Below are 25,797 nucleotides of genomic sequence, written 5' to 3'. Positions count from 1 at the left end.
TCCCGATCCATGGCTTCACTTCTTTCCTGGTCGCGCCACGGCGATGCCCTGGGCATCGCCGTCCTGGCGCATCGCGCGGCGGCCCTGGGCCACGCCGTCCACCTTACCTCCGACGGCTACGCCGGTCCGGCCACCCTGGCGGCGGTCGCCCGGCGCACCGGCCTGCCGCAAGCCGCCGTAACGCCGGCCGATGCGCCGCTGCCGGCGGACGCGCGTGGCATCGCCGTGCCGCGCATCGTGCTGTATTGCGGCGCGGCCATCGGCTACCCGTACTACGCCTATTACTCGCATTGCCTGTGGAGCCTGGGCTTGCCGTACCGGCGCGCCGATGCAGCCGACATCGCCGGCGGCATGCTGGACCAGGCCGACGTGCTGATCCTGCCCGGCGGCTTCGCCACCTGGGGCCTGGACCGCATCGAGTCGCAGCCCGGCGTGGACGCGGCGATCCGCGGCTTCCTGGCGCGCGGCGGCGCCGGCATCGGCTCCTGCGGCGGCGCCTATTACTTCTCGGCGGGCCGGCCGCACTGGTTGGGCATCCTGGACGCCAAGCCGCGCTACACCCACGAGTACCTGCACACCGGCGCGGGCCTGCTGAACGTGAGGCTGGAGGACGCCGCGTTGCGGCGCGACCTGCCGGAATCGATGGAACTCGCGTACTACCATGGGCCCGTGTATGAACGGGGCCCGCGCCGCGCCCGCACGGTAGCCGGCTTCGAAAGCCATATCATGGCGACGCGGCTGTTCATCGATAACCCGCTGGATGCCGACCGCTTCGACCGCGTCATGCGCGAGCGCGCCGCCATCCTGGCGAGCGATGCGCCCGCGGGCCGCGTGATCGGCTTTTCCCCGCATCCGGAAATGGGCGAGTTCCTGCGCAAGGCCATGGCGCTGGACGGCTACGTGCGCAAATACCTGCCTGTCCGCGGCCGCAAGACCATGGACGAGACCCTGCGCTTCTATGCGAAGGAGGATTGCCTCAGTTTCCGGCTGGTGCTCAATGCGGCCCTGATGCTGGGCGCTTTCGACGGCAAGCCGGGCCGGCCGCCCATCGCGCCGCCCGCTGCCGTGCGCCCGCTCGCGCAGGACTTGCGCCGCGTCGGCGAGGCCTGGCGCGCCAGCGCCGACGACCTGGCCGCGCGGCTCGCGGGCGAAGAACCCGAGCTGGCCGGTCTGATGGCGGATATGCTGCGCGAACTGACGGCGGAGTGGCGGGCCTTGCTCGCCGACGAGGACATCTTCGACGGCGCCGACGTCGCGGTGGCGCGCGAACTGGGCCTGGTGCTGGACGATGCCGTGCAAGCCTTGCGCGGCCCCACCCGCCGCGCGGTCGAAATGCTGGTCCTGCTGGAATTGCCCGTGCGCCTGCTGGCGGCCGCGGCGCGTATCGCGCGGTTCGACCGCGCCGTCAAGGAGTCGATGTGAGTGTGGCAAGCGCGGCGGGCGACGCCGCTACCCTGGACGTGCGCTTCGATAATGTGGAAAAGCGCTTCGGCGCGGCGGTCGCCCTGCACAGGCTGGACCTGGATATCGAACGCGGAACGTTCTTTTCCCTGCTGGGCCCCAGCGGCTGCGGCAAGACCACCACACTGCGGCTGATCGCGGGTTTCGAGCAGCCCAGCCATGGCGACATCTACATCCGCGGCAAGCGGGTCACGGGTGTCCCGGCGCACAAGCGCAACTTCGGCATGGTGTTCCAGAGCTTCGCGCTGTTTCCGCACCTGACCGTGGCCGAGAACGTGGCCTTCGGCCTGAAGATGCGGCGCGTCGACGCGTCCAGCATCGCGCGGCGCGTGGCGGATGCGCTGGACCTGGTCGCCCTGGGCGCCTTCGGCCAGCGCTATCCGCGGCAGTTGTCCGGTGGCCAGCAGCAGCGCGTGGCCCTGGCGCGCGCCATCGTTTTCGAACCCGACGTGCTGCTGCTCGACGAGCCCCTCTCGGCGCTGGACAAGCTGCTGCGCGAACAGATGCAGGTGGAGTTGCGCCAGCTGCAGCGCCGGCTGGGCACCACTACCATTTTCGTCACCCACGACCAGGAAGAGGCGCTGACCATGTCGGACCGGGTGGCGGTAATGAAGGACGGCCGCATACAGCAGGCCGGCGCGCCGCGCGATATCTACGAGCGTCCCGGCACGGAATTCGTCGCGACTTTCCTGGGGGCCAGCAACATCCTGCGGGGCGAGGTGCGTGGCCGCGACGGCGACAAACTGGTGGTCGGCCTGGGCGGGACCTGCCTGGCGGTGGACCCGCCGGCCGGGCAGGGCGGGGCCTATGCCGTGGGCGACGCCATCCGTCTGGCCCTGCGTCCCGAGAAAGTGCGGCTGGACACGCGTGGCGCGCTGGCCGCCACGCTGAAAGAGGTGGTCTACCGTGGCGCGCAGACGCATTTGTACATGGACACCGAAGCCGGCCCGGTAGCTGCCCACCTGCCGAACAGTGGCGTGACCGCCATGCGCCTGGCGCCCGGAGCGGTGGTGCGGCTGGCGTGGGAAGACGCCAGCGTCGTCGCGCTGTCGCCGGCTTCGGCGGGCGACGAAGCAAGCGGGGACGCCATGCCGCGCGTCGCGGGTATGCCGCTATCCACGGGCGAGGGCCGCTCATGAGCCGTGTCGTCACGTCGGCCGGCGTGCGCGGCCAGGGATATGACGGCCGCCCGTGGCGACTGCTGCCGCGCACCGGACTTCTATGGGCGGTGGCGGCGCCGCCGGTCCTGTTGCTGCTGGTCTTCTTCGTGCTGCCCCTGGGTTATCTGCTGTTCATCAGTTTCATGACGAATTCGCAGAGCTCGCTGTATGAGCTGCAGCCGACGCTGCGCAACTATGTGGAAGTCGCAACGGATCCCTTCTATCTGCTGATCATCCAGCGCACGCTCCTGGCCACCGGCGTGGTGCTGATCGCCTGCCTGCTGCTGGGATATCCGGTGGCCCTGTACGCGTCGCGGCTGTCGCCGCGCGGCCGCATGATCATGCTGCTGCTGATGATGTTTCCCCTGATGGTCAGCAACGTCGTGCGCGCCTATGGCTGGGTCAGCATCCTGGGCCGCACCGGCATCCTGAGCGTTACGCTGCGCGAGGCAGGCCTGACCGAACGGCCCATCCAGTTCCTGTATTCCTTCGAGGCCGTGGTGGTGGGGCTGCTCACGATCCTGCTTCCCTTCATGGTCGTATCGATCACGAATTCGCTGACGGCGATCGACCAGCGCTACACCGAGGCGGCGCAATCCCTGGGCGCCGGTCCCTGGCAGACCTTCTACCGTGTCACCCTGCCGCTTTCCAGCCCGGGCGTGACCTCCGGACTGATGCTGGTGACCTTCCTTATGCTGAGCGCCTACGTCACCATCGCGCTGCTGGGCGGTCCCCGTTTCAAGCTGCTGGTCAGCCTGGTGTTCGACAGCGCGGCCACCTTCCGCTGGCCCCGCGCGGCCGCCTTGTCCTTTGTATTGCTGGCCATCGCGCTGGCCATCGCGGCGCTGGTGCAGATGGCGATGCGGCCGCAAAGGGTACAGGGGAAGGGGCCATGAGCGTCGGTCGATTCCTTTTGCGGCTGATCACCGGCATCGCGCTGGTCCTGATCCTGGGGCCTATTTTCGTCATTCTGCTCTTCGCCTTCAGCTCGGCCGACAGCCTGGTGTTCCCGCCGCCGGGCTTCTCCCTGCGCTGGTTCCAGGCCTTCTTCACGATTCCGGAGATGCGCGATGCCTTTGTGCTGAGCCTGTGGCTGGCGGTCGTGTCGGCGACGCTGGCTGGCGGCCTGGGCCTGCTCGCCGCCGTTTACGCCTCGCGCCGGCGCGGCTGGCTATCGAACCTGCTGCAAATGCTGTTCATGGCTCCGCTGGTCTTTCCCACCATCATCCTTGGCCTGGCGCTGCTGCTTCTGTATCGGACCCTGGGGGTCGGCATCCTGCCGGGGCTGTTGATCGCGCATGTGGTGGTGTGCCTGCCCTATGCCTTCCGCACCATCGTGGCGGCCCTGCAGGCCTTCGACACCGCGCTGGAAGAGGCGGGGCAAAGCCTGGGCGCGGGGCCGGTCAAATCCTTCCTGCTGATCACCATGCCGATTATCTGGCCCGCGCTGCTGTCGGGCTGGCTCTTCGCGTTCATCGTGTCCTTCGGCGAATTGAACGCCGCCCTGTTCCTGACCGGACCCGGCATCGTCACGCTGCCGATCGAGATTTTCAGTTATCTGCAGTTCCAGGGCAGCCAACTGGTGGTCGCCGCCGCCTCGGCCTTGCAGGTCATCATGATCATCCTGATCCTGGTGCTGGCCGAACGCATCGTCGGCGCCGGACGCATCGTCCAGCGCTAGGCCGGCGCGGCGCGCTTGCGCATGCGCGCCCGCACCCGCGCCGCGCGGGCCGGCATCGGGCCCGCCATGCGTGTCGCGCCCGCGATGCATCCGCCATGACGATAGGTACAGCGCGATAGGTACAGCGCGATGGGTACAGCGTTTGCTGAAGCGTGGCCTTTCCCGTGGAGATGCAGCGATGACACCTTACGACCTTTGGTATTGGGACGGCATTCCGGGTCGCGGCGAGTTCGTGCGGCTGGCGTTGGAGGCAGGCGGCATTCCATACCGGGATCGTGCGCGGGAACCCGGCGGCGACACGGCCATCGTCCGCGACATGAAAACCCGCGACCACCATCCGCCCTTCGCGCCGCCGTATTTGGTCGGCGAAGGGATATCCGTCGGCCAGACGGCCAATATCCTGCTATTCCTCGGCGAGAAGCATGGCCTGGCGCCCCAGGACCTGGCCGGCCGGTTGTGGGTGCACCAGATCCAGCTCACCATCGCTGACCTCGTGGCCGAGGCGCATGACGTCCATCACCCCATTTCTGCCAGCCTGTACTACGAAGACCAGAAAAAAGAGGCGGCGCGGCGGGCGGGGCACTTCCGCGAGGAACGCATGCCGAAGTTCCTCGCCTGGTTCGAACGCATTCTGGTCCATGAGGGGTTGTGGCTGGCTGGCGGCGACAAATGGACCTACGCGGATCTGTCGCTGTTCCAACTGATCGACGGACTGCGCTTCGCGTTTCCGAAGCGCATGGCGACGCTGGCGGGGCAGTATCCCAAGGTGCGGCGCCTGTACGAACGGGTCGCGGCCTTGCCGGAACTGCAAGACTACCTGTCCAGCGATCGCCGGCTGCCCTATGGCGATGGGATATTCCGGCACTATCCGGAACTCGACGCCAGCTAGGCGTGCGCAGGCCGCCGGGCGCGGTCCCGCCTATCGCGGCCCAGCGTGTCGGTCGTTCAACCTGCGGCGGCCCGGCATGTCGCGGCCCGGCCTGTCGCGGCCCGGTCCGTCGCGGCTCGGCCCGTTGCGTCCCGGCCCGGTCTGTCCGTAGCCAGGCTTATCGCCGCTCCATCCGGCCCGGCCCGCGCCTTCCATGGCTTTCCGCAATGGGCTGGCGGCTTCGTGCCTGTGCCGGCTGGCGCTCCGTCGCCTCACGCCATCGATAAGGGCTACGAGCGATCCGCTGCTTGGCGCGGATTGAATGCCGCGCCCAGTTCCGTCCGGGAGCGCTCCAGCTCTTCATGGATCCATGTCCTGAGCGCCGCCAGGGGCGGCCAGTCGCGCAGGGCGGGCGGATACACCAGGTGATAGGCGCGGCTGCCTTCATATTCGATGGCAATCGGCGACAGCCGCACCAGGTGTCCATCGCGCAAGGCATCGGCGGCCAGCAGCTCCCGCACCACCGCCAGGCCGAGGCCTTGCTCCACGGCCGAAAGCAGCAGGCCGGCATCATTGAATACCGCGACCGGGCTGACATCGCAACGCAGTCCCGCCGCGGCGAACCAGTGTTCCCACAGGCGGCTTTCTCCCAGCAGCGGCTCATCCAGGTACGCTCGCGGCGGCGCCCCCGCGAGCCGCCGCGCAATAGCGGGGGAGGCCACGGCGATCATGGCCATGGAGGCATCGAACAAGCGTTCCGAGGCCAGGCCCGGCCACTCTCCCTGGCCCTGCCGCAAAGCGGCGTGGAAGCCGTCGCGCCGCAGATCGGCCAACTGCTGCGAGGTCTCGATTTCCAGGGCGATATCGGGATGGCGTGCGCGCCAACGGGCCATGCGGGGCAACAGCCAGCGCTGCGCGAACGATGGCAGCACGCTGATCCGCAGGCGCTGCTCCGATGTGCCGGCCGCGGCCGCGGCTGCTTGCACGCCATCGTCCAGCAGGGTCAGCGCGGCCTGCACGCTATGCAGCAAGGCCGTTCCCGCGGCATTCAGCACCACGCGCCGGCCACGCCGGTCGAACAAATCGTGCCCCAGACGCGTTTCCAGCAGACGGATCTGCTGGCTGACGGCGCTATGCGTCAGGTGCAGCGCATCGGCGGCCGCGCGCAGATTCTGGGTTTCGGCGACGGCGCGAAAGACGGGCAGGGTATTCAGGGGCAATCGCGGCATCTGGGGAAAACGGAGCAGGGCGTTACGGGAGGGCGCCGGGAATTTCCAGCCCCGGGCCCGGGAATACAGTGGCGGCGCAGTGGCGGCGACTGGTAAGAAATACAGACCAGGCTATCCACGATAAATTGATTCCTGCCCAGGAAATGGATGGATATTCTAACCAGAGTGTGGCGGCGACGACATGTGGCGACGGAGATTCCGCGTGTCGGACTGGTCGGAAAACGCGGTTTCCCGCGCGCAGCCAGCCGGCTGCACCGTCCTCCGGGGAACCGCCGGGCGGACGAGCGTGACTTCCGACCGTTCGTCGCCCAGCCCGTATCGCGGCAATGTCTTCGGGAGGGCAGCGCGCGACAGACCGCCCCCCGCCGGCAAGGTGCCGTTGGCGACGTTGGTGTGCAGCGGTCGGCTGGCGCGCATGGACGGCGATAACGCCTTATGCCCACCGCTTTCCATCCATGAGGAGCCCATGATGTCCGAACACTCTACCGCCGTGGCCGACGAACTGCCGACCGCCCTGGAACGCCCCGGCGCCTGGCGCCGCTTCGGCGCGCTTCTGGCCACGCCCTTCGTCGCCTTGTGGAAAAGCTGGTCCGCGCCGGACGCCATGATGGACTTCTACGAACTGTCCGAGGCCGAACTGCTTGATATGGGCGCGTCCCCAGACGAGCTCGCCGAAGCCAACGCACGGCGCGAACTCGAGTTGCACCGCGCATATGCGATGAGCCTTTACTACTGGTAGCCGACAGCCGATCACAAATCGCCGACGGTTGATCGCCACAATCGCCAGTCCTCAACCGGATCAGCAAACGCCGCTAGCGATTGGCGGTCAGCCGTGAACCGTCGGTGGCTGGCAGCTGGCAACTGGTAGCTGGCAGCTGGTAGCTGGTAGCTGGTAGTCGGTAGTTCGTAGTCGGTAGTTGATGTCAGGTAGTGGGCCGGGGTAGTCGATCGTTAGACCCCGGCCAGGGCCGTGGGCCCGTGGCCGTTTCACCTTGGACGCCGCCCTGGCCGTTCCCCGTCGCTGCTCGCCGTCACTGTTTCCCGTCCGCGGCGGCGGCGTCCACCGTTCCACCTCTTCCTGCATCGGGCCCGCGCCATGGCCGGCTTCTTCCGGCCCAGGCCCGGGCGCGACGCATTGCCGCGTCGTGTGAGCACGCGCGCGGCTAGCCGCGCAGTTCCACGGGAACGTCCTCTGGCGGCCGGATATCGAAGGCGCCCAGCGTCATCGCGATCAGTGTGTAGTATCCGGCGATGCTCACCAGATCGATCACCCCCGACTCGCCCAGTACATGGACGATGCGGTCATAGAGTTCCTGCGGTGTGCGCCGGGTTTCATGCAGTACGTTCAGAAACTCGTGGACGAGCGCTTCGTCGGTATGCGCGTAGGGCACCGGCGCGCCGTCCCGCAAGGCGGCGATCATCGCCTCGCCTACCCCGGCCTGCAGGGCTCTCGGCTTGTGGGTCCACCATTCGTACTCCGACCGCCAATGGCGCGCCATGATAAGAATGGCCCACTCCGACAGGCGGGTCGGCAGGCTGGTCTCGTAGCGGCAATATTGTCCCAGCGCCTGGGCATGCTCCGCCATGGCGGGGCGGTGCAGCCACACGGCCAGCGGTCCGCGCACCTGCCCACGGGGCCCGGAAGCGATCACATCATGGATGCGCTTCTGCTCGGGACTCATCTGCGCGGGTTCCAGCAAGGGAACGCGAGGCAAACGGGGGGAAGTCATGCGGGTCTCCAGGGCTGGCCTTCCATACGCCGGGCGGATCGCGTCCGGCGGCATGGCGAGCAGCAGGTCTATCGGATCGATATTGTGGCGGGTGCGCGCCTACATCGATCTGAAACGACATGCATTCGAAAGCGGCCCTTCCACAGCACGGGGCGATCCCGCGCGACCCGCCCGCGCGCCGCCGCGGCATGTGCTATAGTCGCGCCCCTTCGTTGTTCGCGCAGCGCTGCATCAGCTGGGTCACGCGAGCCAACATGGCCCGATCCGCACGGATCGTCGCCATGATGTCTCAAGCCCGGCCAGGCGCGCCGCGAACGGATGCGAAGGGCGGGATAGGAAAACACCCGGGTTACCGAATCAGGCACAAGTCGATTTGACAGCCCCAAAAAATGTCTTCATAATCTCGTTTCTCTGCTGCTGACACAGCGAACGACGCGAAACGCAAGCCGAAGGGCGGGCGCCGCGGTCGGGCTGGATCGGCAAGCTGCCCTGGAAAGGGCGGCGGGGCTGGCAGGGCCGGGGGGGTGTAAAAACCCCGGGGTGTCACAACCCACTTGTTCTTTAAAAACGAAACAACCGATAAGTGTGGGCGCTTGATGGGCTTGGGCGCACCGGTCCGGTTCGGTACGCGAGTATCGAGCGGGGCTGGGCCAAAGAAATCAAGTGCTCACAGAAGTAAGTGTCAGGAATCAGAGGGTCGAAAGATCGTCTGGGTTCTATCACTTCCTTTGAGAGCGCTAAGCGAAAGACAACCTCTAGCAGGTTGTGCGAAACAGAGATTGAACTGAAGAGTTTGATCCTGGCTCAGATTGAACGCTGGCGGGATGCCTTACACATGCAAGTCGAACGGCAGCGCGGACTTCGGTCTGGCGGCGAGTGGCGAACGGGTGAGTAATGTATCGGAACGTGCCCAGTAGCGGGGGATAACTACGCGAAAGCGTAGCTAATACCGCATACGCCCTGAGGGGGAAAGCGGGGGATCTTCGGACCTCGCACTATTGGAGCGGCCGATATCGGATTAGCTAGTTGGTGGGGTAACGGCTCACCAAGGCGACGATCCGTAGCTGGTTTGAGAGGACGACCAGCCACACTGGGACTGAGACACGGCCCAGACTCCTACGGGAGGCAGCAGTGGGGAATTTTGGACAATGGGGGCAACCCTGATCCAGCCATCCCGCGTGTGCGATGAAGGCCTTCGGGTTGTAAAGCACTTTTGGCAGGAAAGAAACGGCGCCGGCTAATACCTGGCGTAACTGACGGTACCTGCAGAATAAGCACCGGCTAACTACGTGCCAGCAGCCGCGGTAATACGTAGGGTGCAAGCGTTAATCGGAATTACTGGGCGTAAAGCGTGCGCAGGCGGTTCGGAAAGAAAGATGTGAAATCCCAGGGCTTAACCTTGGAACTGCATTTTTAACTACCGGGCTAGAGTGTGTCAGAGGGGGGTGGAATTCCACGTGTAGCAGTGAAATGCGTAGATATGTGGAGGAACACCGATGGCGAAGGCAGCCCCCTGGGATAACACTGACGCTCATGCACGAAAGCGTGGGGAGCAAACAGGATTAGATACCCTGGTAGTCCACGCCCTAAACGATGTCAACTAGCTGTTGGGTCCTTCGGGGCTTGGTAGCGCAGCTAACGCGTGAAGTTGACCGCCTGGGGAGTACGGTCGCAAGATTAAAACTCAAAGGAATTGACGGGGACCCGCACAAGCGGTGGATGATGTGGATTAATTCGATGCAACGCGAAAAACCTTACCTACCCTTGACATGTCTGGAATCCCGAAGAGATTTGGGAGTGCTCGCAAGAGAACCGGAACACAGGTGCTGCATGGCTGTCGTCAGCTCGTGTCGTGAGATGTTGGGTTAAGTCCCGCAACGAGCGCAACCCTTGTCATTAGTTGCTACGAAAGGGCACTCTAATGAGACTGCCGGTGACAAACCGGAGGAAGGTGGGGATGACGTCAAGTCCTCATGGCCCTTATGGGTAGGGCTTCACACGTCATACAATGGTCGGGACAGAGGGTCGCCAACCCGCGAGGGGGAGCCAATCCCAGAAACCCGATCGTAGTCCGGATCGCAGTCTGCAACTCGACTGCGTGAAGTCGGAATCGCTAGTAATCGCGGATCAGCATGTCGCGGTGAATACGTTCCCGGGTCTTGTACACACCGCCCGTCACACCATGGGAGTGGGTTTTACCAGAAGTAGTTAGCCTAACCGCAAGGAGGGCGATTACCACGGTAGGATTCATGACTGGGGTGAAGTCGTAACAAGGTAGCCGTATCGGAAGGTGCGGCTGGATCACCTCCTTTCAGAGCGCGCGCACAAGTGCGTCAAGTGGCCACACTTATCGGTTGTTGTGTAAGACTGGATCGATAGCGGATCCGATGCGAATTGGGTCTGTAGCTCAGTCGGTTAGAGCACCGTCTTGATAAGGCGGGGGTCGTTGGTTCGAATCCAACCAGACCCACCAACGATTAAGCGAGTTAAGGCAGCGTTGAAAGGCGGTGCGTTAATGGGGGTGTAGCTCAGCTGGGAGAGCGCCTGCTTTGCAAGCAGGATGTCATCGGTTCGATCCCGTTCACCTCCACCACTTACCTGGTGCGCAGTGTCGAAGGGTCCGCGAAGAAAGAGTTCAACGGTCAGCGCTTGGCGCCTGGCGGGATGGAAAGATCCTGGCGAGGCGAACGAGTCTTGAGCGTTGGGTTTTTGACTCGACAGTTTTATTTGTTCTTTAACAATCTGGAAGAAGCACAACGAGAAGTATTGGCGGTGCATTGAGAGATGCGCCGTTGGATACGGGTTGTGATTGCATGATAGTTCAAACTCAAGTGATTGAGGATTGGACGGCACAAACGCAAAGTATCATGTCAGAAGCAAGACGGTTGCTTGGACGGTTTTATAGCCATTAGCGTTATAGGATCAAGCGACTAAGTGCATATGGTGGATGCCTTGGCGATCACAGGCGATGAAGGACGTTGTAGCCTGCGAAAAGCTGCGGGGAGCTGGCAAACAAGCATTGATCCGCAGATGTCCGAATGGGGAAACCCACTGCCGCAAGGCGGTATCCTGGGCTGAATACATAGGCTCCAGGAGGCGAACCGGGTGAACTGAAACATCTCAGTAGCTCGAGGAAAAGAAATCAACCGAGATTCCGAAAGTAGTGGCGAGCGAAATCGGAAGAGCCTTTACGATTTAGCGTGTTGCATAGTCGAACGGGATGGAAAGCCCGGCCGTAGCAGGTGATAGCCCTGTAGGCGAAATGCAATGCGTGGAACTAAGCGTAAGAGAAGTAGGGCGGGACACGTGAAATCCTGTTTGAAGATGGGGGGACCATCCTCCAAGGCTAAATACTCGTGATCGACCGATAGTGAACCAGTACCGTGAGGGAAAGGCGAAAAGAACCCCGGAAGGGGAGTGAAATAGATCCTGAAACCGTATGCATACAAACAGTCGGAGCCTCCTTGTGGGGTGACGGCGTACCTTTTGTATAATGGGTCAGCGACTTACATTCAGTGGCGAGCTTAACCGGATAGGGAAGGCGTAGCGAAAGCGAGTCCGAATAGGGCGATTCAGTCGCTGGGTGTAGACCCGAAACCAGATGATCTATCCATGGCCAGGTTGAAGGCACGGTAACACGTGCTGGAGGACCGAACCCACTAGTGTTGAAAAACTAGGGGATGAGCTGTGGATAGGGGTGAAAGGCTAAACAAATCTGGAAATAGCTGGTTCTCTCCGAAAACTATTTAGGTAGTGCCTCAAGTATGACTGCGGGGGGTAGAGCACTGTTATGGCTAGGGGGTCATGGCGACTTACCAAACCATGGCAAACTCCGAATACCCGCAAGTCCAGCTTGGGAGACAGAGCACCGGGTGCTAACGTCCGGACTCAAGAGGGAAACAACCCAGACCGCCAGCTAAGGTCCCCAATTATCGCTAAGTGGGAAACGAAGTGGGAAGGCTTAGACAGTCAGGAGGTTGGCTTAGAAGCAGCCATCCTTTAAAGAAAGCGTAATAGCTCACTGATCGAGTCGTCCTGCGCGGAAGATGTAACGGGGCTAAGCGATAAACCGAAGCTGCGGGTGTGCGCGTTCCTTTAACGGCATTGAGGCTTTGCGTCGCGGACAGCGACGCAAAGCGGTCAACACTTCGAGTGCGAGGTGGTGGCACGATGACGTGTCGTTAAAGGAGCGCGCACGCGGTAGGAGAGCGTTCTGTAAGCCTGTGAAGGTGACTCGTAAGGGTTGCTGGAGGTATCAGAAGTGCGAATGCTGACATGAGTAGCGATAAAGGGGGTGAAAAGCCCCCTCGCCGTAAGTCCAAGGTTTCCTGCGCAACGTTCATCGGCGCAGGGTGAGTCGGCCCCTAAGGCGAGGCAGAGATGCGTAGCTGATGGGAAGCTGGTTAATATTCCAGCACCATCGTACAGTGCGATGGGGGGACGGATTGCGGAAGATCATCAGGGTGTTGGAAGTCCCTGTTGCTGCATTGAAGAGGGCGCTTAGGCAAATCCGGGCGCGAGACTCAAGGGTGTGGCACGAGCGAGCATGGCTTGCGAAGTGATTGGAAGTGGTTCCAAGAAAAGCCTCTAAGCTTCAGCTGTACGAGACCGTACCGCAAACCGACACAGGTGGACGGGATGAATATTCCAAGGCGCTTGAGAGAACTCGGGAGAAGGAACTCGGCAAATTGATACCGTAACTTCGGGAGAAGGTATGCCCCGGTAGTGTGAGGCGCCTGCGCGCTGAGCATGATGGGGTCGCAGAGAATCGGTGGCTGCGACTGTTTATTAAAAACACAGCACTCTGCAAAGACGAAAGTCGACGTATAGGGTGTGACGCCTGCCCGGTGCCGGAAGGTTAAGTGATGGGGTGCAAGCTCTTGATCGAAGCCCCGGTAAACGGCGGCCGTAACTATAACGGTCCTAAGGTAGCGAAATTCCTTGTCGGGTAAGTTCCGACCTGCACGAATGGCGTAACGATGGCCACACTGTCTCCTCCCGAGACTCAGCGAAGTTGAAGTGTTTGTGATGATGCAATCTACCCGCGGCTAGACGGAAAGACCCCATGAACCTTTACTGTAGCTTTGCATTGGACTGTGAACCGGCCTGTGTAGGATAGGTGGGAGGCGCGGAAACCGAGTCGCCAGATTCGGTGGAGCCGACCTTGAAATACCACCCTGGTCTGTTTGCGGTTCTAACCTTGGCCCGTTATCCGGGTTGGGGACAGTGCATGGTGGGCAGTTTGACTGGGGCGGTCTCCTCCCAAAGCGTAACGGAGGAGTTCGAAGGTACGCTAGGTACGGTCGGAAATCGTGCTGATAGTGCAATGGCATAAGCGTGCTTGACTGTGAGACTGACAAGTCGAACAGGTGCGAAAGCAGGACATAGTGATCCGGTGGTTCTGAATGGAAGGGCCATCGCTCAACGGATAAAAGGTACTCTGGGGATAACAGGCTGATACCGCCCAAGAGTTCATATCGACGGCGGTGTTTGGCACCTCGATGTCGGCTCATCTCATCCTGGGGCTGTAGCCGGTCCCAAGGGTATGGCTGTTCGCCATTTAAAGAGGTACGTGAGCTGGGTTTAAAACGTCGTGAGACAGTTTGGTCCCTATCTGCCGTGGGCGTTGGATACTTGACGGAGCCTGCTCCTAGTACGAGAGGACCGGAGTGGACGTACCTCTGGTGTACCGGTTGTCATGCCAATGGCATTGCCGGGTAGCTATGTACGGAAGAGATAACCGCTGAAGGCATCTAAGCGGGAAACTCGTCTGAAGATTAGGTATCCCGGGGCCTCGAGCCCCCTGAAGGGTCGTTCAAGACCAGGACGTTGATAGGTCGGGTGTGGAAGCGCAGTAATGCGTTAAGCTAACCGATACTAATTGCCCGTGCGGCTTGATCCTATAACCCTGATGGTTGGAAAACCATCGAACGCATCCCAGGCAAGTCGGCTTGCATAAGCCATGATACTTGCGACACTGTGCCAGGCAGCCAAGCGCTGCCCGCAGTCTCGACCCGCATCCAGCAAGACAGAACCAATACCGATCGTTGCCCAGGCCAGTACCCCCTCACCGGGCCCGGCCAGGCAGCGTGCTTCGACCAGATTGGCGTGACGCGGCAAGCTCACCGGCATCCCCGGCCAGCCCACGCGGTGCGCAACCCCTTACGCCTGACGACCATAGCAAGGTGGTCCCACTCCTTCCCATCCCCGAACAGGACAGTGAAACGCCTTCGCGCCGATGATAGTGGACGGACGTCTGTGAAAGTAGGTCATCGTCAGGCTCTTATCCCCAAAACCCCGCTGGGCTCCCCAGCGGGGTTTTGCTTTATGCGGCCCCCTTGGGGCAACCGTCGTAAGCGCGGATTATCGTGAGCGCGGACCATCGTCGGCGCGAACCGTCGCAGCCGCGGGGTGGCGGCCTATTTGGGCGGCCGGCTATGGCTAACGGTAGTGCGCTTGATCGCGGCCGGCGCGCTAATCCACGACGCCGTCGACATAAAACCAGCGTCCGTTCTCCTTCACGAAGCGGCTGGTTTCATGCATGCGCTGCCCTTTGCCTTGTAGCCGGCTGCGGGCGACGAATTCGACCAGGGCATGCGTGTCGTCCTGGACGACGTGGCGCTTGACCTCGAGCCCCAGCCATTTCAAGCCGGGAGGATTCGGATCGATATGCGGCGGCCGTGTGTCCGGATGCCACGTGTCGCGCACATATTCGACCAAGTCCAGTACATAGGCGCTGTACCGTGACCGCATCAACGCTTGGGCGTCGGGCGCCTGGAGATGGCGCGGGCCCGCGTGCCACATGCCGCAGCACTTTCCGTAGGGCCGGCCGGTGCCGCACGGGCATGGCAGGGCAGCGTCAGCCAAGATCGGATACGCCAGGGGCCAGGAGGTCCGCGTACTCTGGATGGCGCTGCATGTAAGCGCTGGCGTAAGAGCAAACGGGGCGTATCTTCAGCACATGTTCGCGGGCATGGCGGAGTACCGCGGCCGTCAGCGCGGCCCCGATGCCACGGCCGCCGATTTCGGCCGGCACGATGGTGTGCAGGATGACCAGGACGTCGCCATCCATGTCGTATTCGACGTAGCCTTCATATCCATCCACATGCGTGGTGAATCGATGGTTGGCTGCATCGTGGACTACCGCGGTCTGTGTGTTTGGGGGCGTCATGGAGCACGGGCTGGAAAGGAGGCCATTCGCCTGAAGCGGAATGCCGTTCGGATCGGGATGAATGGCCATCCTCTTCAAACGGATGTCCGTTCGCCTCAACGGGGCCTACGGGACATGGTACCTGTTTTCAGATACCGCCATACCAGCACCGCGCCCACGCCGTACAGCGTTCCCATCGTGCCGAAGGCCAGCGGCAGCGAAATATGCCAATCCGTGCAGGCGTGCAGGATGGTCCCCATGGTCGCGACACCGACCAGTACGCCGATCTGGCGATTCGCGTTGAGACAGGCGGCCGCGATGTTGGCGTGCGCCTGGCCCGCGATCTGCATGACCACGGCGGTCATCGCCGGGACCGCCACCCCCACCCCCAGGTTGATCGGGGACACGATGGCCGCGAACAGCCAGTAATCCGTTTCCGGCCTGAGTACCGACGCCGTCAGTGCACTGGCGCCCGCGCACAAGGCCATGCTGGCCATCAAGGCGGCCCGCGGGCCGATGCGCGCGACGACTCGGGGAGCGGACAGATTGCCCAAGGTGAACAGCAGCATGGTGGGCAGCAATTGCGTGCCGGCCGCCAGCGGCGACGCGCCGCGCGCTTCCTGCAGGAACAGGCTCAGCAGGAACAACTGCCCGTAGCCGCCGAAGTTGATCAGAAAGCCCAGCATATTGGCCGCGGGAAAGCGCGCGGTCGCGAAAAGCTCCCGCGGAAGCAAAGGGGTGGCGATGCGCCGCTCCCGCATCACGAAACCCGCGCCGGCTACCAGCATGACCAGCGCGGCGGCCAGGATGGGCGCGGAGGTCCAGCCGTGCACCGGTCCTTCGATCAGCGCGAAACTCAAGCCCGCCAAGGCGGTCACGCCCAGGACGTGCGTGGCGGCGTTCAATGTGCGGAAGTGCCGCGCGGAGCTGGGAATCACGTGCTGTGCCATCGCCAGCCCGATCAGCCCGATGGGAAGATTGACCAGGAAGATACTGCGCCAGCCGAACCGGTCGATCAGGATGCCGCCCACCAGCGGCCCGGATACGCCGGCCACGGATACGATCGCCGACCACAGTCCCAGCATGCGCGCCCGCACGTGGTCATCCGGATAGGCGCGGGCCAGCAGGCTCAATGAACTGGGCATGAAGAGCGCGGCGCCCACGCCTTGCAGGAAGCGGGCCGCCACCAGGGTGGTGCCGTTGGGGGCGATGCCGCACAACAGCGAGGCCATGACGAAAACGGCCAGGCCGGCCTGGTAGACGTTCTTGGCACCGAAACGGTCGGCCAGGCCGCCGCCGACCAATAGCATCGCGGCGAACGTCAAGGTGTAGCCGTCCACCACCCAGACCAGGCCCGACAGGGGCACCTGCAGCTGGGTGGCGATGTTGGACAGCCCGACATTGACCACCGTGACGTCCAGGGTGGCCATCACGAAGCCCATGGCCAGGGTGATCAGGGGCAGATAGCGGACGCGCGGCTGGGGCGCGGCGGTCAGGGGCGGCGAGGACGTGAGTTCCGGCATGGCGGGCAGTGGGGGGCGGCATGGCCTGCTTCTGTGGGCGGGTCCGGCGCGCGGATTCTCCTTCGGCGCGCATCATATCCCCTGGCGGCCGATGCAAAAATACGTAGAATTGCGTCGGACGAATGCATTTTTGCATCACCATGGACTGGGACGACGCACGGATATTTCTGGCGGTTTATCGCGGCGGAACCCTGCGGGCGGCCGCGGCGCTGTTGCAGGTGGATCAAGCGACCGTCGGCAGGCGCTTGCGCGCGCTGGAAGAGGCCTTGCACGCGCGCCTCTTCCTGCACACGCCGCGCGGCTATGTTCCCACGCGGGCAGGGGAAGTGGCCTTGCCCGCGGCGGAGGCCATGGAGCGCGCGGCGGACCAGCTCGAGCGTCTGACGCAGGGCACCGATGAACGCGTATCGGGCACCGTGCGCGTGACGACCTCCGATACGATCGCGCGCGCTTTCATAATGCCGGCCATCCAGCGCCTGCGCGAAGCGCATCCCGACCTGCGTATCGTCCTGACGGCGTCCACGCATCTGAGCAACCTGACCCGGCGCGAGGCGGACGTGGCCGTGCGCAATGTGCGGCCGGACAACCCCGACCTGATATCCCGCCGGCTGGGGCGGCGCGAACTTGGCGTGTACGCGAGCAAGCGCTACCTGAAGGAGCACGGCGAACCGCGGCGCGGCACCGCCTTCGAAGGCCATGCCGTCATCGTGTACCAGCGGGCGGTGCTTGGCGCCCGCAGCGAAACCATCTGCGGCGAGCCTTACGCCAACGCACGCGTCGCCCTGGAAGTGAACTCGGGATTGATGATGCTGGAGGCGGCCAACCGCGGCATGGGAGTGGCGGAAGTCTCCACCTATCTGGCGCAGGACGCGCCCGGCCTGGTGCGCATCTGGCCGGACTGCAGCGAATTCTATGAACTGTGGCTGGTGATGCACGGAGACCTGCATCGCACCGCCCGCGTGCGGGCGGTGGCCGATGCCATCGTGGACGTCTTCGAGCGCGGCGAAGAGAAAGCGGCGCCGTCCCGCGCGAGGAAGGCCTGAGGACGGCGCAAGGCCTGCCCCGGGGACCTGCGCGGATTGCCCCGGGGATACCTGCCGGCGCGTCCCGGCGCGCCGGCACGGACCGCGCCCAACGACCTATCCACAGTTTTGCCCTTATGCGGATATCGTCCTATCTGTCCACATTTACTGTGGACAACCATTTGGACATGTCACGGACAAAATTAAAAAGGTCCGTAAACTCAACGACATAAGGTTCGCGGGTCACAAAGCGCGCAGTCGCCCACCTGCATAATCTTTACAGATTGTCCAGTTTGACTTCGAAGCCGCGACGGGTGGCGGGACGGGCCATCATGGTCTCGTACCAGCGCTTTACATGGGGGAAATCGGCCAGGTCCACCTGGTGGCGCTCGTGGCGCCAGGCCCAGCCCACGATGGCGAAGTCGGCCACGGAGATCGCGCCGGCGACGAACTCCACCTGGGCAAGGCGGCGATCGAGCACGCCGTACAAGCGGCGCGTTTCGTCGACGTAGCGCTTGGCGCCGTAGCGTTTGTCTTCTTCGTTCTGCAGGCCAAGGAAATGATGGGCCTGTCCCGGCATCGGTCCGAAGCCCCCCATCTGCCACATCAGCCACTCCAGCACCGGCACGCGCTCCGCCAGGGAGGCCGGCAGGAACTTGCCGGTTTTCTCGCCCAGGTACAGCAGGATGGCGCCGGACTCGAACACGCTGATGGGTTTCCCGTCCGGCCCCTGCGGATCGACGATGGCCGGAATCCGGTTATTGGGGCTGATGCGCAGAAACTCGGGCTTGTGCTGTTCGCCGTTGCGGATGTCGACCGTGTGCACGGAATAGGGCAGGCCCATTTCTTCCAGTGCGACGCTGATCTTGCGGCCGTTGGGGGTATTCCAGGTGTGGAGCGCGATGGTCATGGTGGCTTATCGAAAGGTACGCGGCGCTGCCGGCGCCGCAAGACGTGAAAAAGCCCGTCGTGGACGGGCGGACACAGGCAGGATCAGGTCAGGGCCGGCGCGACGTGGCGCTGGAAGGCGGGCCGCTGCCGCAATCCGTCGTACCAGGCTTGCAGGTTGGGGGTGTCCGGGCGCTGGATGCCATCCAGGCCGAGGAAGCGGCGGCAGTATGTGCCCAGGACGATATCCGCCAGGGTGAAGCGGTCGCCCTCCAGGAACTCCCGTCCCCGCAGGTGCACATCCACCATCAGCCAGAGCCTGCCGGCTTCGTCGGCGGACTTCTGGATGGCCGCCATGTCGCGCTGTTCCGGCGGCGTGCGGACCATGCCCCAGAAGACGCTGCGCTCCACGGGTTGCAGCGTGGACAGTACCCAGTCCATCCAGCGGTCGATGGACGCGCGCAACCGGGGCGCTTCCGGGTACAGCCCGCTGGCCGGCCCATATTGCATGACCAGGTAGCGCACGATGGCGTTGGATTCCCACAGGATGAAGTCGCCGTCTTCCAGGGTGGGCACCTTGCCGTTGGGGTTCATGGCCAGGTAGCCGGGCTCGTTGTTGCGGCCGAAATGCAGGCCCGCGTCCACGCGCTCGTAGGGCAGCGACAGCTCGTCGCAGCACCACAATACCTTCTGGACATTCACGGAGTTCACACGGCCCCAGATCTTGATCATTGCGTGGTCCTTTGCGAGAGTTGGCGGATGGCAATGCGGTAATGTCGGGCACGCTCAGTGGCGCAGCAGCAGCAGCGTCCACACGGTGATCATCGCCGCCAGGCCGATCCAGCAACCGGCCCACAAGCCCATGATGGGCCATTTGACGTCCATGGGAACCCGAGCCGGATCGACGTGCGCAAGGTTGCGATTGGCCTGTCCGAACAGGCCCTTGCGCGCGCGCGGAAACAGCAGGCGCAGGAAATAATCCAGGAAGATGCCCGCCTGGATGGCGCGCGGAAACTGGCGGAAGGGGCGATGCTGCAGCAGGGGGTGCCGCAGTACGTCGTTGATGCGGTCCAGCTTGAAGAACCAGATCGTGATCAGCGAGACGGCCGCGACGAAAAAGCAGGCCACGAAAATATTGAAGGCGGTCGTCAGCGCGACGACGTAGAGGGAGTTGTTCATGGCCGTAAGCATAACTCGGCGCGTGCGCGCGGCGCCGGCGAATACCTGCCACCAGGCCGGTGGCGCGGCCCGCGCAGGCGTGCGCCGCCGCGAGGGCCGGCATGCCGCACCGCAGCACGCCGCCGGCCGCCAGCGGCGGCCGGGACGCGCGGCAAGGACTAGATCACGTACAGGTCCACGTACTCATGGACCGGCATGGCTTCCAGCTTTTTCTGGTCCAGCGACACGTCCAGGATGCGGCGCTGCTGCCGCGCCGGGAACTGGCGGGCCAGGTTGGTGCGGAACTTGGCTTCCAGCAGCGGGATGCCGTCCGCGCGCCGGCGCTTGTGGCCGATGGGGTATTCGCAAACGACTTCGTCCAGCCGGCTGCCGTCGTTGAACTCCACGGTCAGCGCGTTGGCGATGGAGCGCTTGTCCGGATCGTGGTAGTCGCGGGTGAAGGCCGGGTCTTCCACGCATTCGATCTTGTCGCGCAATGCGTCGATGCGGGGATCGCGGGCGAAGTCGTCCTCGTAGTCGGCCGCCGTCAGGTGGCCGAATATCAGCGGGACGGCCACCATGTACTGGATGCAGTGGTCGCGGTCGGCCGGGTTGTTCAGCGGACCCTTCTTGTCGATGATGCGGATGCAGGCTTCGTGCGTGCGGATGGTGATTTTCTTGATGTCCTCGGCACGCTTGCCCTGGGCCGCGATCTGCTGGTGCAGCTGCATGGCGCACTCCACCGCGGTCTGAGAATGGAACTCGGCGGGGAAGGAAATCTTGAACAGCACGTTTTCCATGACGTAGCTGCCGTAGGGCCGCTGGAACTTGAAGGGCTGGCCCTTGAAGGACACGTCGTAGAAGCCCCAGGTCTTGGCGGTCAGCACGGACGGGTAGCCCATCTCGCCGGTGCGGGCGATCAGGGCCAGGCGCACGGCGCGGCTGGTGGCGTCGCCCGCCGCCCAGCTCTTGCGGCTGCCCGCATTGGGCGCGTGCCGGTAGGTGCGCAGGCTCTGGCCGTCCACCCACGCCAGCGAGACCGCGTTGATGATTTCCTCGCGGCTCAGGCCCAGCATTTCCGCGACGACGGCGGTAGAGGCGACCTTGACCAGGACGACATGGTCCAGCCCGACCTTGTTGAAGGAGTTTTCCAGCGCGATGCAGCCCTGGATCTCGTGGGCCTTGATCATGCCGGTCAGCACCTTGCGCATGGTCAGCGGGGGCTTGCCGGCGGCGACCGCATTGCGCGACAGCCAGTCGGCGGTGGCCAGGATGCCGCCCAGGTTGTCCGAGGGATGGCCCCATTCGGCAGCCAGCCAGGTGTCGTTGAAATCCAGCCAGCGGATCATGGCGCCGATGTTGAAGGCAGCCTGTACGGGGTCCAGCTGGAATTGCGTGCCGGGGACTTTCGCGCCATTGGGAACGACCGTGCCGGGCACGATGGGCCCCAGCAGCTTGCGGCATGCCGGGTATTCCAGCGCTTCCAGGCCGCAGCCCAGCGTATCGATCAGGCAGTTGCGCGCGGTCTCGTAGGCCAGCTCGCTCTTGATTTCGTAGTTCAGGACGTAGTCCGCGATGTCGACCAGTACCTGGTCCGGGTCGGGACGGACATTGGAGATGTGCGAGGACATATGCGTTGCCTTGTGGTTGCGTGCGGGCGGATTACTTGCGCTTGTCGATGGCGACGAACTTGCGGTCTTCCGGTCCCACGTAGTTGGCGGTCGGGCGGATGATCTTGTTATCCACGCGCTGTTCCATGATGTGCGCCGCCCAGCCGGCCGTGCGCGCGATGACGAACAGCGGCGTGAACATGGCGGTGGGGACGCCCATCTTGTTGTAGCTGACGGCGGAATACCAATCCAGGTTGGCGAACATCTTCTTGGCGTCCTGCATGACGCTTTCGATGCGTTCCGCGATGTTGTACAGATGCATGCTGCCGCTTTGCTTGGACAGCTTCTGCGCGACGGCCTTGATGACCTTGTTGCGCGGGTCGGACACGGTATAGACGGGATGCCCGAAACCGATCACGACCTCTTTGTTCTCGACGCGCCGGCGGATATCGGCCTCTGCCTCGTCGGGCGTGTCGTAGCGGCTCTGGACTTCGAACGCCACTTCGTTCGCGCCCCCGTGCTTGGGGCCGCGCAGCGCGCCTATGCCGGCGGTGATGGCCGAATACATGTCGGACCCGGTGCCCGCCACGACCCGGCACGTAAAGGTGGAGGCATTGAACTCGTGTTCCGCATACAGGATCAGCGAGGTATGCATGGCCTTGACCCAGTCGTCGGCGGGCTTTTCGCCGTGCAGCAGGCGCAGGAAGTGCCCGCCGATGCTGTCGTCGTCTGTTTCGACGTCGATGGCGCGGCCGTTGTGGCTGTAGTGATACCAATAGAGCAGGGCCGACCCCAGGCTGGCCATCAGGCGGTCGGCGATATCGCGCGCGCCCGGCATGTTGTGATCGTCCTTTTCCGGCAGCAAGCAGCCCAGCACGGACACGGCGGTGCGCATGACGTCCATGGGGTGGCTGGAGGCGGGCAGGGCCTCCAGCGCCACCTGCAGCTGGGCCGGCAGGCCGCGCAGCGCGCGCAGCTTGCGCTTGTAGGCCTGCAGTTCCGCCTTGTTCGGCAGCTTGCCGTGGACCAGCAGATACGCGACCTCCTCGAACTCGCTGGTGTCCGCGATGTCCAGGATGTCATAGCCGCGATAGTGCAGGTCGTTGCCGCTGCGGCCGACGGTGCACAGGGCCGTATTGCCGGCGACAACGCCGGACAAAGCGACCGATTTCTTCGGCTTGAATCCGGATTTCTGCTGTTCCTGATCGGAAGTGCTCATGTCTGCTCCTTTCCTGGGGTGGGCTTGCGCTTCGCTTTTTGGGCGCGACGGTGGCAAAAAAGGGCCCGTATATGCGGGCCCTTTTTCTTCTTCTTGCTTCTGGGGGGATTACTTGAGCAGGTCTTTGACGCCGTCGCGCTCTTCGAGCAGCTCTTTCAGCGTCAGGTCCATGCGTTCACGCGAGAAGGCGTCGATTTCCAGGCCGGTGACGCGCGTGTACTTGCCGTTGGCGGTGGTGACCGGCACGCCGTAGATGATGCCTTCCGGGATGCCGTAGGAGCCGTCCGACGGAATGCCCATCGTGACCCACTTGCCGTTGCTGCCCAGGACCCAGTCGCGCACGTGGTCGATGGCGGCATTGGCGGCCGAGGCGGCGGAAGACAGGCCGCGCGCATCGATGATGGCCGCGCCGCGCTTGCCCACGGTGGGGATGAAAACGTCGCGGTTCCAGGCGTCGTCGTTGATCAGCTTGGCCAGGCTCTGGCCGCCGACCGTGGCGAAGCGGATGTCCGGATACATCGTGGGCGAGTGATTGCCCCACACGATGAGTTTTTCGATATCGGCCACGGCCTTGCCGGACTTGGACGCCAGTTGCGACAGGGCGCGGTTGTGATCCAGGCGCAGCATGGCGGTGAAGTTCTCGGCCGGCAGGTCGGGCGCGGACTTCATCGCGATGTAGGCATTGGTATTGGCTGGGTTGCCCACCACCAGGACCTTGACGTCGCGCTTGGCGACTTCGTTCAGGGCACGGCCCTGGGCGGTGAAAATCTGGGCGTTGACGGTCAGGAGGTCCTTGCGCTCCATGCCGGGGCCGCGCGGACGGGCGCCGACCAGCAGGGCGATGTCGGCATCCTTGAACGCCGTGCGCGGATCGCTGTGCGCGGTCATTTCCTGCAGCAGCGGGAAGGCGCAGTCATCCAGTTCCATCATGACGCCCTTCAGCGCCTTCTGGGCCTTTTCGTCCGGGATTTCCAGCAGTTGCAGGATGACGGGCTGGTCTTTGCCGAGCATTTCGCCGGAAGCGATGCGAAACAGCAGAGCGTAGCCGATTTGACCGGCGGCGCCCGTGACGGCGACGCGCAAAGCGGGCTTGGACATGAACATTCTCCGTAATGAGTCGTCGAGAAAAAATCTCGCCGGACAGTGTAATCCGTTATGCCTTGCGCGATGCTGCGGACCGCCACGCGGACAAGGCGGGAAAGCGCCAGGGCAGGGCGTATCCTAAGTGCATGTGACGTTTACGTCAATTTCCTCTTATATCTTATATAAGACATAAGACGTTGGACACCCGGCGTTCGCTTATGCGACAATGGCGGGCTTGCCCACGACGCGCGACCCGGTATGGCCGCGGCGCGCGGCGTGTCGATCGGCGAGCGGTACGACTACGGAATCCATGGCAGATCCCCGGCCCGAAATCTCTCCGCGCACCAAGGGCGCCGCCGGCCAAGGCGGCGCGAGCGCCGCTTTCAGCCCGCTGTACCGGCAGATCAAGGAATTGCTGGTGCAGAGCCTGGACCGCGGGGAATGGAAGCCCGGCGAGCTGATCCCCAGCGAGATCGAACTGGCCGCGCGTTTCCAGGTCAGCCAGGGCACGGTCCGCAAGGCGGTCGACGAACTCGCCGCGGAGCACGTCCTGCTGCGCCGCCAGGGCAAGGGCACTTTCGTCGCCACCCACCATGAAGCCCGCGTGCGCTTCCGTTTCCTGCGGCTGGCCGGCGACGAAGGCGTGGAAGGCGAGATCGCCGAAAGCCATGTCCAGGAATGCCGCCGCATGCGGGCCTCCGCCGAGGTCGCCCGGGCCCTGGAATTGCGGGCCGGCGAAACCGTGGTGGCCATCCGCCGCCTGCTGACATTCGGCGGCATCCCCACCGTGCTGGACGATATCTATCTGCCGGGCTCCATCTTCCGCCGGCTGACGCTGGAGCTGCTCACGGCCAACAAGGCGCCGCTGTATGGGTTCCTGGAGTCGGAGTTCGGCGTCAGCATGATCCGCGCGGACGAAAAACTGCGCGCCGTGGCGGCCACGCCCGAAGCCGCCGCCATCCTGAAAGTCGCCCCCGGTTCGCCGCTGCTGCAGGTGGACCGTACTTCCTACACCTACGGCGATCGGCCGATGGAAGTCCGCCGGGGTTTATACCTGACCGATCGCTACCACTACCGTAATAGTTTGAATTGATTGACCTTTTCCTTTGATTTGATAGCACCCGTTACATGGGCGAAAATAGCCCGTTTTTTCCCGCAAGGGCCCGGCACTTCCGCCGTCACGATTTTCTAGTTCCGAAACCCCGAGGCCGTCATGTCCGACTCAGCTGCCAAGCCGCGTCCACAGTTTCGCAATATCAGCGTTCCCCAGATCCTCAGCTATCGCCTGCCCCTGCCCGGCAAGGTGTCCATCCTGCACCGCGTCAGCGGTGCGCTGCTGTTCCTCTGTCTTCCCTTGGTCCTGCTGCCGCTGCTCGCGGCCAGCCTGGCCTCGCCGGAGAGCTTCGCGAATGTCGCCGCGATCGCGGGTAATCCTATCGTCAAACTGATCCTGCTGGCGCTGATCTGGGGCTATCTGCATCACTTCTGTGCGGGCATCCGCTATCTGGTCCTGGACCTGCACAAAGGCATCGAGAAGGCCCAGGCGCAGAAAAGCGCGGGCGTGGTCCTGGGGGTCAGCCTGGCGCTGACCGTGGTGTTCGGTCTCAAACTGTTCGGAGCCTGGTAAGCATGGCAGTCACCAAGAACTATGGCGCCAAGCGCCTGGTCGTAGGCGCGCACTACGGCACGATGGATTTCATCGCGCAGCGCATCACCGCGGTCATCCTGGCCCTGTACACCATTGTGCTGCTGGTCGGCATCCTGGTGATGCCCGGCTTTACGTATGAGGGCTGGAAGGCGCTGTTTTCCTTCCACGTGTTCGCCTTGCCGCTGGGCCAGGTGCTGGCCACGCTGGCCTTTGTGTCGCTGATCTGGCATGCCTGGATCGGCGTGCGGGATATCTGGATGGACTACGTGAAGCCGGTAGGCGTGCGCCTGCTGCTGCAAGTCCTGACCATCCTGTGGCTGGTGGGCTCCCTCGCTTACTTCGCGCAAATCATCTGGAGGCTCTAAGC

General features: G+C 63.6%; 21 protein-coding genes, 2 tRNA genes and 3 rRNA genes. 15 read left to right on the top strand and 11 right to left on the bottom strand.

The window, feature by feature from the left end:
* The first annotated feature begins 9 nt into the window (after positions 1–9).
* The 5 genes from BAU06_RS18455 to BAU06_RS18435 all read left to right on the top strand — a co-directional run bounded on the left by BAU06_RS18455 (position 10) and on the right by BAU06_RS18435 (position 5,191).
* Complete coding sequence (locus BAU06_RS18455) at positions 10–1,422, top strand: hypothetical protein (RefSeq protein ID WP_066353333.1); 1,413 nt, start codon at positions 10–12, stop codon at positions 1,420–1,422.
* The gene (locus BAU06_RS18450) at positions 1,419–2,600 is read left to right on the top strand and encodes an ABC transporter ATP-binding protein (RefSeq protein WP_231933906.1); all 1,182 of its coding nucleotides are present in this window, start codon (positions 1,419–1,421) and stop codon (positions 2,598–2,600) included. Before BAU06_RS18455 ends, BAU06_RS18450 begins: the two co-directional genes overlap by 4 nt.
* Positions 2,597–3,517 carry an ABC transporter permease gene (locus tag BAU06_RS18445; protein WP_066353331.1) on the top strand — a complete coding sequence of 307 codons (921 nt, stop codon included), beginning with the start codon at positions 2,597–2,599 and terminating at the stop codon, positions 3,515–3,517. The genes BAU06_RS18450 and BAU06_RS18445 overlap by 4 nt, the downstream gene beginning before the upstream one ends.
* Positions 3,514–4,302, top strand: coding sequence for an ABC transporter permease (locus BAU06_RS18440; RefSeq protein ID WP_066353322.1), 789 nt, complete (start codon positions 3,514–3,516; stop codon positions 4,300–4,302). Before BAU06_RS18445 ends, BAU06_RS18440 begins: the two co-directional genes overlap by 4 nt.
* A 178-nt stretch (positions 4,303–4,480) precedes the next feature.
* Positions 4,481–5,191, top strand: a complete 711-nt coding sequence (locus BAU06_RS18435; protein WP_066353316.1) for a glutathione S-transferase — start codon at positions 4,481–4,483, stop codon at positions 5,189–5,191.
* Positions 5,192–5,460: 269 nt separating this feature from the next.
* Here the strand turns inward: BAU06_RS18435 and BAU06_RS18430 are convergent, their stop codons facing one another.
* Complete coding sequence (locus BAU06_RS18430) at positions 5,461–6,399, bottom strand: LysR substrate-binding domain-containing protein (protein WP_066353315.1); 939 nt, start codon at positions 6,397–6,399, stop codon at positions 5,461–5,463.
* A 466-nt stretch (positions 6,400–6,865) separates the two neighbouring features.
* On the opposite strand from BAU06_RS18430, the gene BAU06_RS18425 reads away from it, so the two are divergent.
* The gene (locus BAU06_RS18425; RefSeq protein WP_156770276.1) at positions 6,866–7,138 is read left to right on the top strand and encodes a hypothetical protein; all 273 of its coding nucleotides are present in this window, start codon (positions 6,866–6,868) and stop codon (positions 7,136–7,138) included.
* Between the two features lie 424 nt (positions 7,139–7,562).
* On the opposite strand, the gene BAU06_RS18420 is transcribed toward BAU06_RS18425, so the two are convergent.
* Positions 7,563–8,129 (bottom strand): carboxymuconolactone decarboxylase family protein, encoded by a 567-nt coding sequence (locus BAU06_RS18420; RefSeq protein ID WP_231933905.1) that lies wholly within the window; start codon positions 8,127–8,129, stop codon positions 7,563–7,565.
* A gap of 781 nt (positions 8,130–8,910) precedes the next feature.
* Here BAU06_RS18420 and BAU06_RS18415 point away from each other — a divergent pair.
* From BAU06_RS18415 to rrf, 5 genes are all read left to right on the top strand, one after another.
* Positions 8,911–10,441: ribosomal RNA gene (locus BAU06_RS18415) — 16S ribosomal RNA — on the top strand.
* 84 nt (positions 10,442–10,525) lie between these two features.
* Positions 10,526–10,602: transfer RNA gene (locus BAU06_RS18410), tRNA-Ile, on the top strand.
* 44 nt (positions 10,603–10,646) lie between these two features.
* Positions 10,647–10,722: transfer RNA gene (locus BAU06_RS18405), tRNA-Ala, on the top strand.
* A gap of 327 nt (positions 10,723–11,049) precedes the next feature.
* Positions 11,050–14,031 (top strand): 23S ribosomal RNA (locus BAU06_RS18400).
* 265 nt (positions 14,032–14,296) lie between these two features.
* Positions 14,297–14,410: ribosomal RNA gene (gene rrf / locus BAU06_RS18395) — 5S ribosomal RNA — on the top strand.
* The 16S, 23S and 5S rRNA genes sit together here with 2 tRNA genes alongside, the layout of an rRNA operon.
* Positions 14,411–14,603: 193 nt before the next feature.
* On the opposite strand, the gene BAU06_RS18390 is transcribed toward rrf, so the two are convergent.
* The 3 genes from BAU06_RS18390 to BAU06_RS18380 are packed head-to-tail and all read right to left on the bottom strand — an operon-like array spanning position 14,604 to position 16,802.
* On the bottom strand, positions 14,604–14,999 hold the full coding sequence (locus BAU06_RS18390; RefSeq protein ID WP_066353313.1) for a YchJ family protein: 396 nt from the start codon (positions 14,997–14,999) through the stop codon (positions 14,604–14,606).
* On the bottom strand, positions 14,989–15,369 hold the full coding sequence (locus tag BAU06_RS18385) for a GNAT family N-acetyltransferase (RefSeq protein ID WP_335617488.1): 381 nt from the start codon (positions 15,367–15,369) through the stop codon (positions 14,989–14,991). The genes BAU06_RS18390 and BAU06_RS18385 overlap by 11 nt, the downstream gene beginning before the upstream one ends.
* A 26-nt stretch (positions 15,370–15,395) precedes the next feature.
* Entirely contained in the window at positions 15,396–16,802 is a 1,407-nt protein-coding gene (locus BAU06_RS18380) for an MFS transporter (protein WP_066353307.1), read from the bottom strand.
* 140 nt (positions 16,803–16,942) lie between these two features.
* On the opposite strand from BAU06_RS18380, the gene BAU06_RS18375 reads away from it, so the two are divergent.
* Positions 16,943–17,845, top strand: coding sequence for a LysR family transcriptional regulator (locus tag BAU06_RS18375; RefSeq protein ID WP_066359337.1), 903 nt, complete (start codon positions 16,943–16,945; stop codon positions 17,843–17,845).
* 256 nt (positions 17,846–18,101) lie between these two features.
* Here the strand turns inward: BAU06_RS18375 and BAU06_RS18370 are convergent, their stop codons facing one another.
* From BAU06_RS18370 to BAU06_RS18345, 6 genes are all read right to left on the bottom strand, one after another.
* Positions 18,102–18,734 (bottom strand): glutathione S-transferase family protein, encoded by a 633-nt coding sequence (locus BAU06_RS18370; protein ID WP_066353305.1) that lies wholly within the window; start codon positions 18,732–18,734, stop codon positions 18,102–18,104.
* A gap of 83 nt (positions 18,735–18,817) precedes the next feature.
* Positions 18,818–19,444, bottom strand: coding sequence for a glutathione S-transferase family protein (locus BAU06_RS18365; protein WP_066353303.1), 627 nt, complete (start codon positions 19,442–19,444; stop codon positions 18,818–18,820).
* A 54-nt stretch (positions 19,445–19,498) separates the two neighbouring features.
* The gene (locus BAU06_RS18360; protein ID WP_066359334.1) at positions 19,499–19,891 is read right to left on the bottom strand and encodes a hypothetical protein; all 393 of its coding nucleotides are present in this window, start codon (positions 19,889–19,891) and stop codon (positions 19,499–19,501) included.
* A gap of 158 nt (positions 19,892–20,049) precedes the next feature.
* The gene (locus BAU06_RS18355; protein WP_066353297.1) at positions 20,050–21,501 is read right to left on the bottom strand and encodes a bifunctional 2-methylcitrate dehydratase/aconitate hydratase; all 1,452 of its coding nucleotides are present in this window, start codon (positions 21,499–21,501) and stop codon (positions 20,050–20,052) included.
* Positions 21,502–21,532: 31 nt separating this feature from the next.
* Complete coding sequence (gene prpC, locus BAU06_RS18350; RefSeq protein WP_066353295.1) at positions 21,533–22,699, bottom strand: bifunctional 2-methylcitrate synthase/citrate synthase; 1,167 nt, start codon at positions 22,697–22,699, stop codon at positions 21,533–21,535.
* 108 nt (positions 22,700–22,807) lie between these two features.
* Positions 22,808–23,797 (bottom strand): malate dehydrogenase, encoded by a 990-nt coding sequence (locus tag BAU06_RS18345; protein ID WP_066353293.1) that lies wholly within the window; start codon positions 23,795–23,797, stop codon positions 22,808–22,810.
* Positions 23,798–24,092: 295 nt separating this feature from the next.
* Between BAU06_RS18345 and BAU06_RS18340 the strand changes: the two genes are divergently transcribed.
* The 3 genes from BAU06_RS18340 to sdhD all read left to right on the top strand — a co-directional run bounded on the left by BAU06_RS18340 (position 24,093) and on the right by sdhD (position 25,795).
* Positions 24,093–24,875, top strand: a complete 783-nt coding sequence (locus tag BAU06_RS18340; RefSeq protein WP_066353291.1) for a GntR family transcriptional regulator — start codon at positions 24,093–24,095, stop codon at positions 24,873–24,875.
* Between the two features lie 120 nt (positions 24,876–24,995).
* On the top strand, positions 24,996–25,409 hold the full coding sequence (sdhC, locus tag BAU06_RS18335; protein ID WP_066353289.1) for a succinate dehydrogenase, cytochrome b556 subunit: 414 nt from the start codon (positions 24,996–24,998) through the stop codon (positions 25,407–25,409).
* A gap of 2 nt (positions 25,410–25,411) precedes the next feature.
* Positions 25,412–25,795 carry a succinate dehydrogenase, hydrophobic membrane anchor protein gene (sdhD, locus tag BAU06_RS18330; protein WP_066353287.1) on the top strand — a complete coding sequence of 128 codons (384 nt, stop codon included), beginning with the start codon at positions 25,412–25,414 and terminating at the stop codon, positions 25,793–25,795.
* Positions 25,796–25,797 lie beyond the last annotated feature (2 nt).

It is taken from the genome of Bordetella bronchialis, assembly GCF_001676705.1.
Classification (GTDB): Bacteria; Pseudomonadota; Gammaproteobacteria; order Burkholderiales; family Burkholderiaceae_B; genus Bordetella_C; species Bordetella_C bronchialis.
This window is presented reverse-complemented; position numbering and strand designations above follow the sequence as displayed.

Excerpts from the sequence above, each read along its gene's own strand:
- BAU06_RS18385 (WP_335617488.1), bottom strand. The coding sequence starts at position 15,369 with ATGGCCATTCATCCCGATCCGAACGGCATTCCGCTTCAGGCGAATGGC.
- BAU06_RS18435 (WP_066353316.1), top strand. The coding sequence starts at position 4,481 with ATGACACCTTACGACCTTTGGTATTGGGACGGCATTCCGGGTCGCGGC.
- BAU06_RS18370 (WP_066353305.1), bottom strand. The coding sequence starts at position 18,734 with ATGACCATCGCGCTCCACACCTGGAATACCCCCAACGGCCGCAAGATC.
- BAU06_RS18365 (WP_066353303.1), bottom strand. The coding sequence starts at position 19,444 with ATGATCAAGATCTGGGGCCGTGTGAACTCCGTGAATGTCCAGAAGGTA.
- BAU06_RS18360 (WP_066359334.1), bottom strand. The coding sequence starts at position 19,891 with ATGAACAACTCCCTCTACGTCGTCGCGCTGACGACCGCCTTCAATATT.
- BAU06_RS18445 (WP_066353331.1), top strand. The coding sequence starts at position 2,597 with ATGAGCCGTGTCGTCACGTCGGCCGGCGTGCGCGGCCAGGGATATGAC.
- BAU06_RS18455 (WP_066353333.1), top strand. The coding sequence starts at position 10 with ATGGCTTCACTTCTTTCCTGGTCGCGCCACGGCGATGCCCTGGGCATC.
- BAU06_RS18355 (WP_066353297.1), bottom strand. The coding sequence starts at position 21,501 with ATGTCCTCGCACATCTCCAATGTCCGTCCCGACCCGGACCAGGTACTG.
- BAU06_RS18380 (WP_066353307.1), bottom strand. The coding sequence starts at position 16,802 with ATGCCGGAACTCACGTCCTCGCCGCCCCTGACCGCCGCGCCCCAGCCG.
- sdhD (WP_066353287.1), top strand. The coding sequence starts at position 25,412 with ATGGCAGTCACCAAGAACTATGGCGCCAAGCGCCTGGTCGTAGGCGCG.
- BAU06_RS18375 (WP_066359337.1), top strand. The coding sequence starts at position 16,943 with ATGGACTGGGACGACGCACGGATATTTCTGGCGGTTTATCGCGGCGGA.
- BAU06_RS18345 (WP_066353293.1), bottom strand. The coding sequence starts at position 23,797 with ATGTCCAAGCCCGCTTTGCGCGTCGCCGTCACGGGCGCCGCCGGTCAA.
- BAU06_RS18440 (WP_066353322.1), top strand. The coding sequence starts at position 3,514 with ATGAGCGTCGGTCGATTCCTTTTGCGGCTGATCACCGGCATCGCGCTG.
- BAU06_RS18425 (WP_156770276.1), top strand. The coding sequence starts at position 6,866 with ATGATGTCCGAACACTCTACCGCCGTGGCCGACGAACTGCCGACCGCC.
- BAU06_RS18430 (WP_066353315.1), bottom strand. The coding sequence starts at position 6,399 with ATGCCGCGATTGCCCCTGAATACCCTGCCCGTCTTTCGCGCCGTCGCC.
- BAU06_RS18340 (WP_066353291.1), top strand. The coding sequence starts at position 24,093 with ATGGCAGATCCCCGGCCCGAAATCTCTCCGCGCACCAAGGGCGCCGCC.
- BAU06_RS18420 (WP_231933905.1), bottom strand. The coding sequence starts at position 8,129 with ATGACTTCCCCCCGTTTGCCTCGCGTTCCCTTGCTGGAACCCGCGCAG.
- prpC (WP_066353295.1), bottom strand. The coding sequence starts at position 22,699 with ATGAGCACTTCCGATCAGGAACAGCAGAAATCCGGATTCAAGCCGAAG.
- sdhC (WP_066353289.1), top strand. The coding sequence starts at position 24,996 with ATGTCCGACTCAGCTGCCAAGCCGCGTCCACAGTTTCGCAATATCAGC.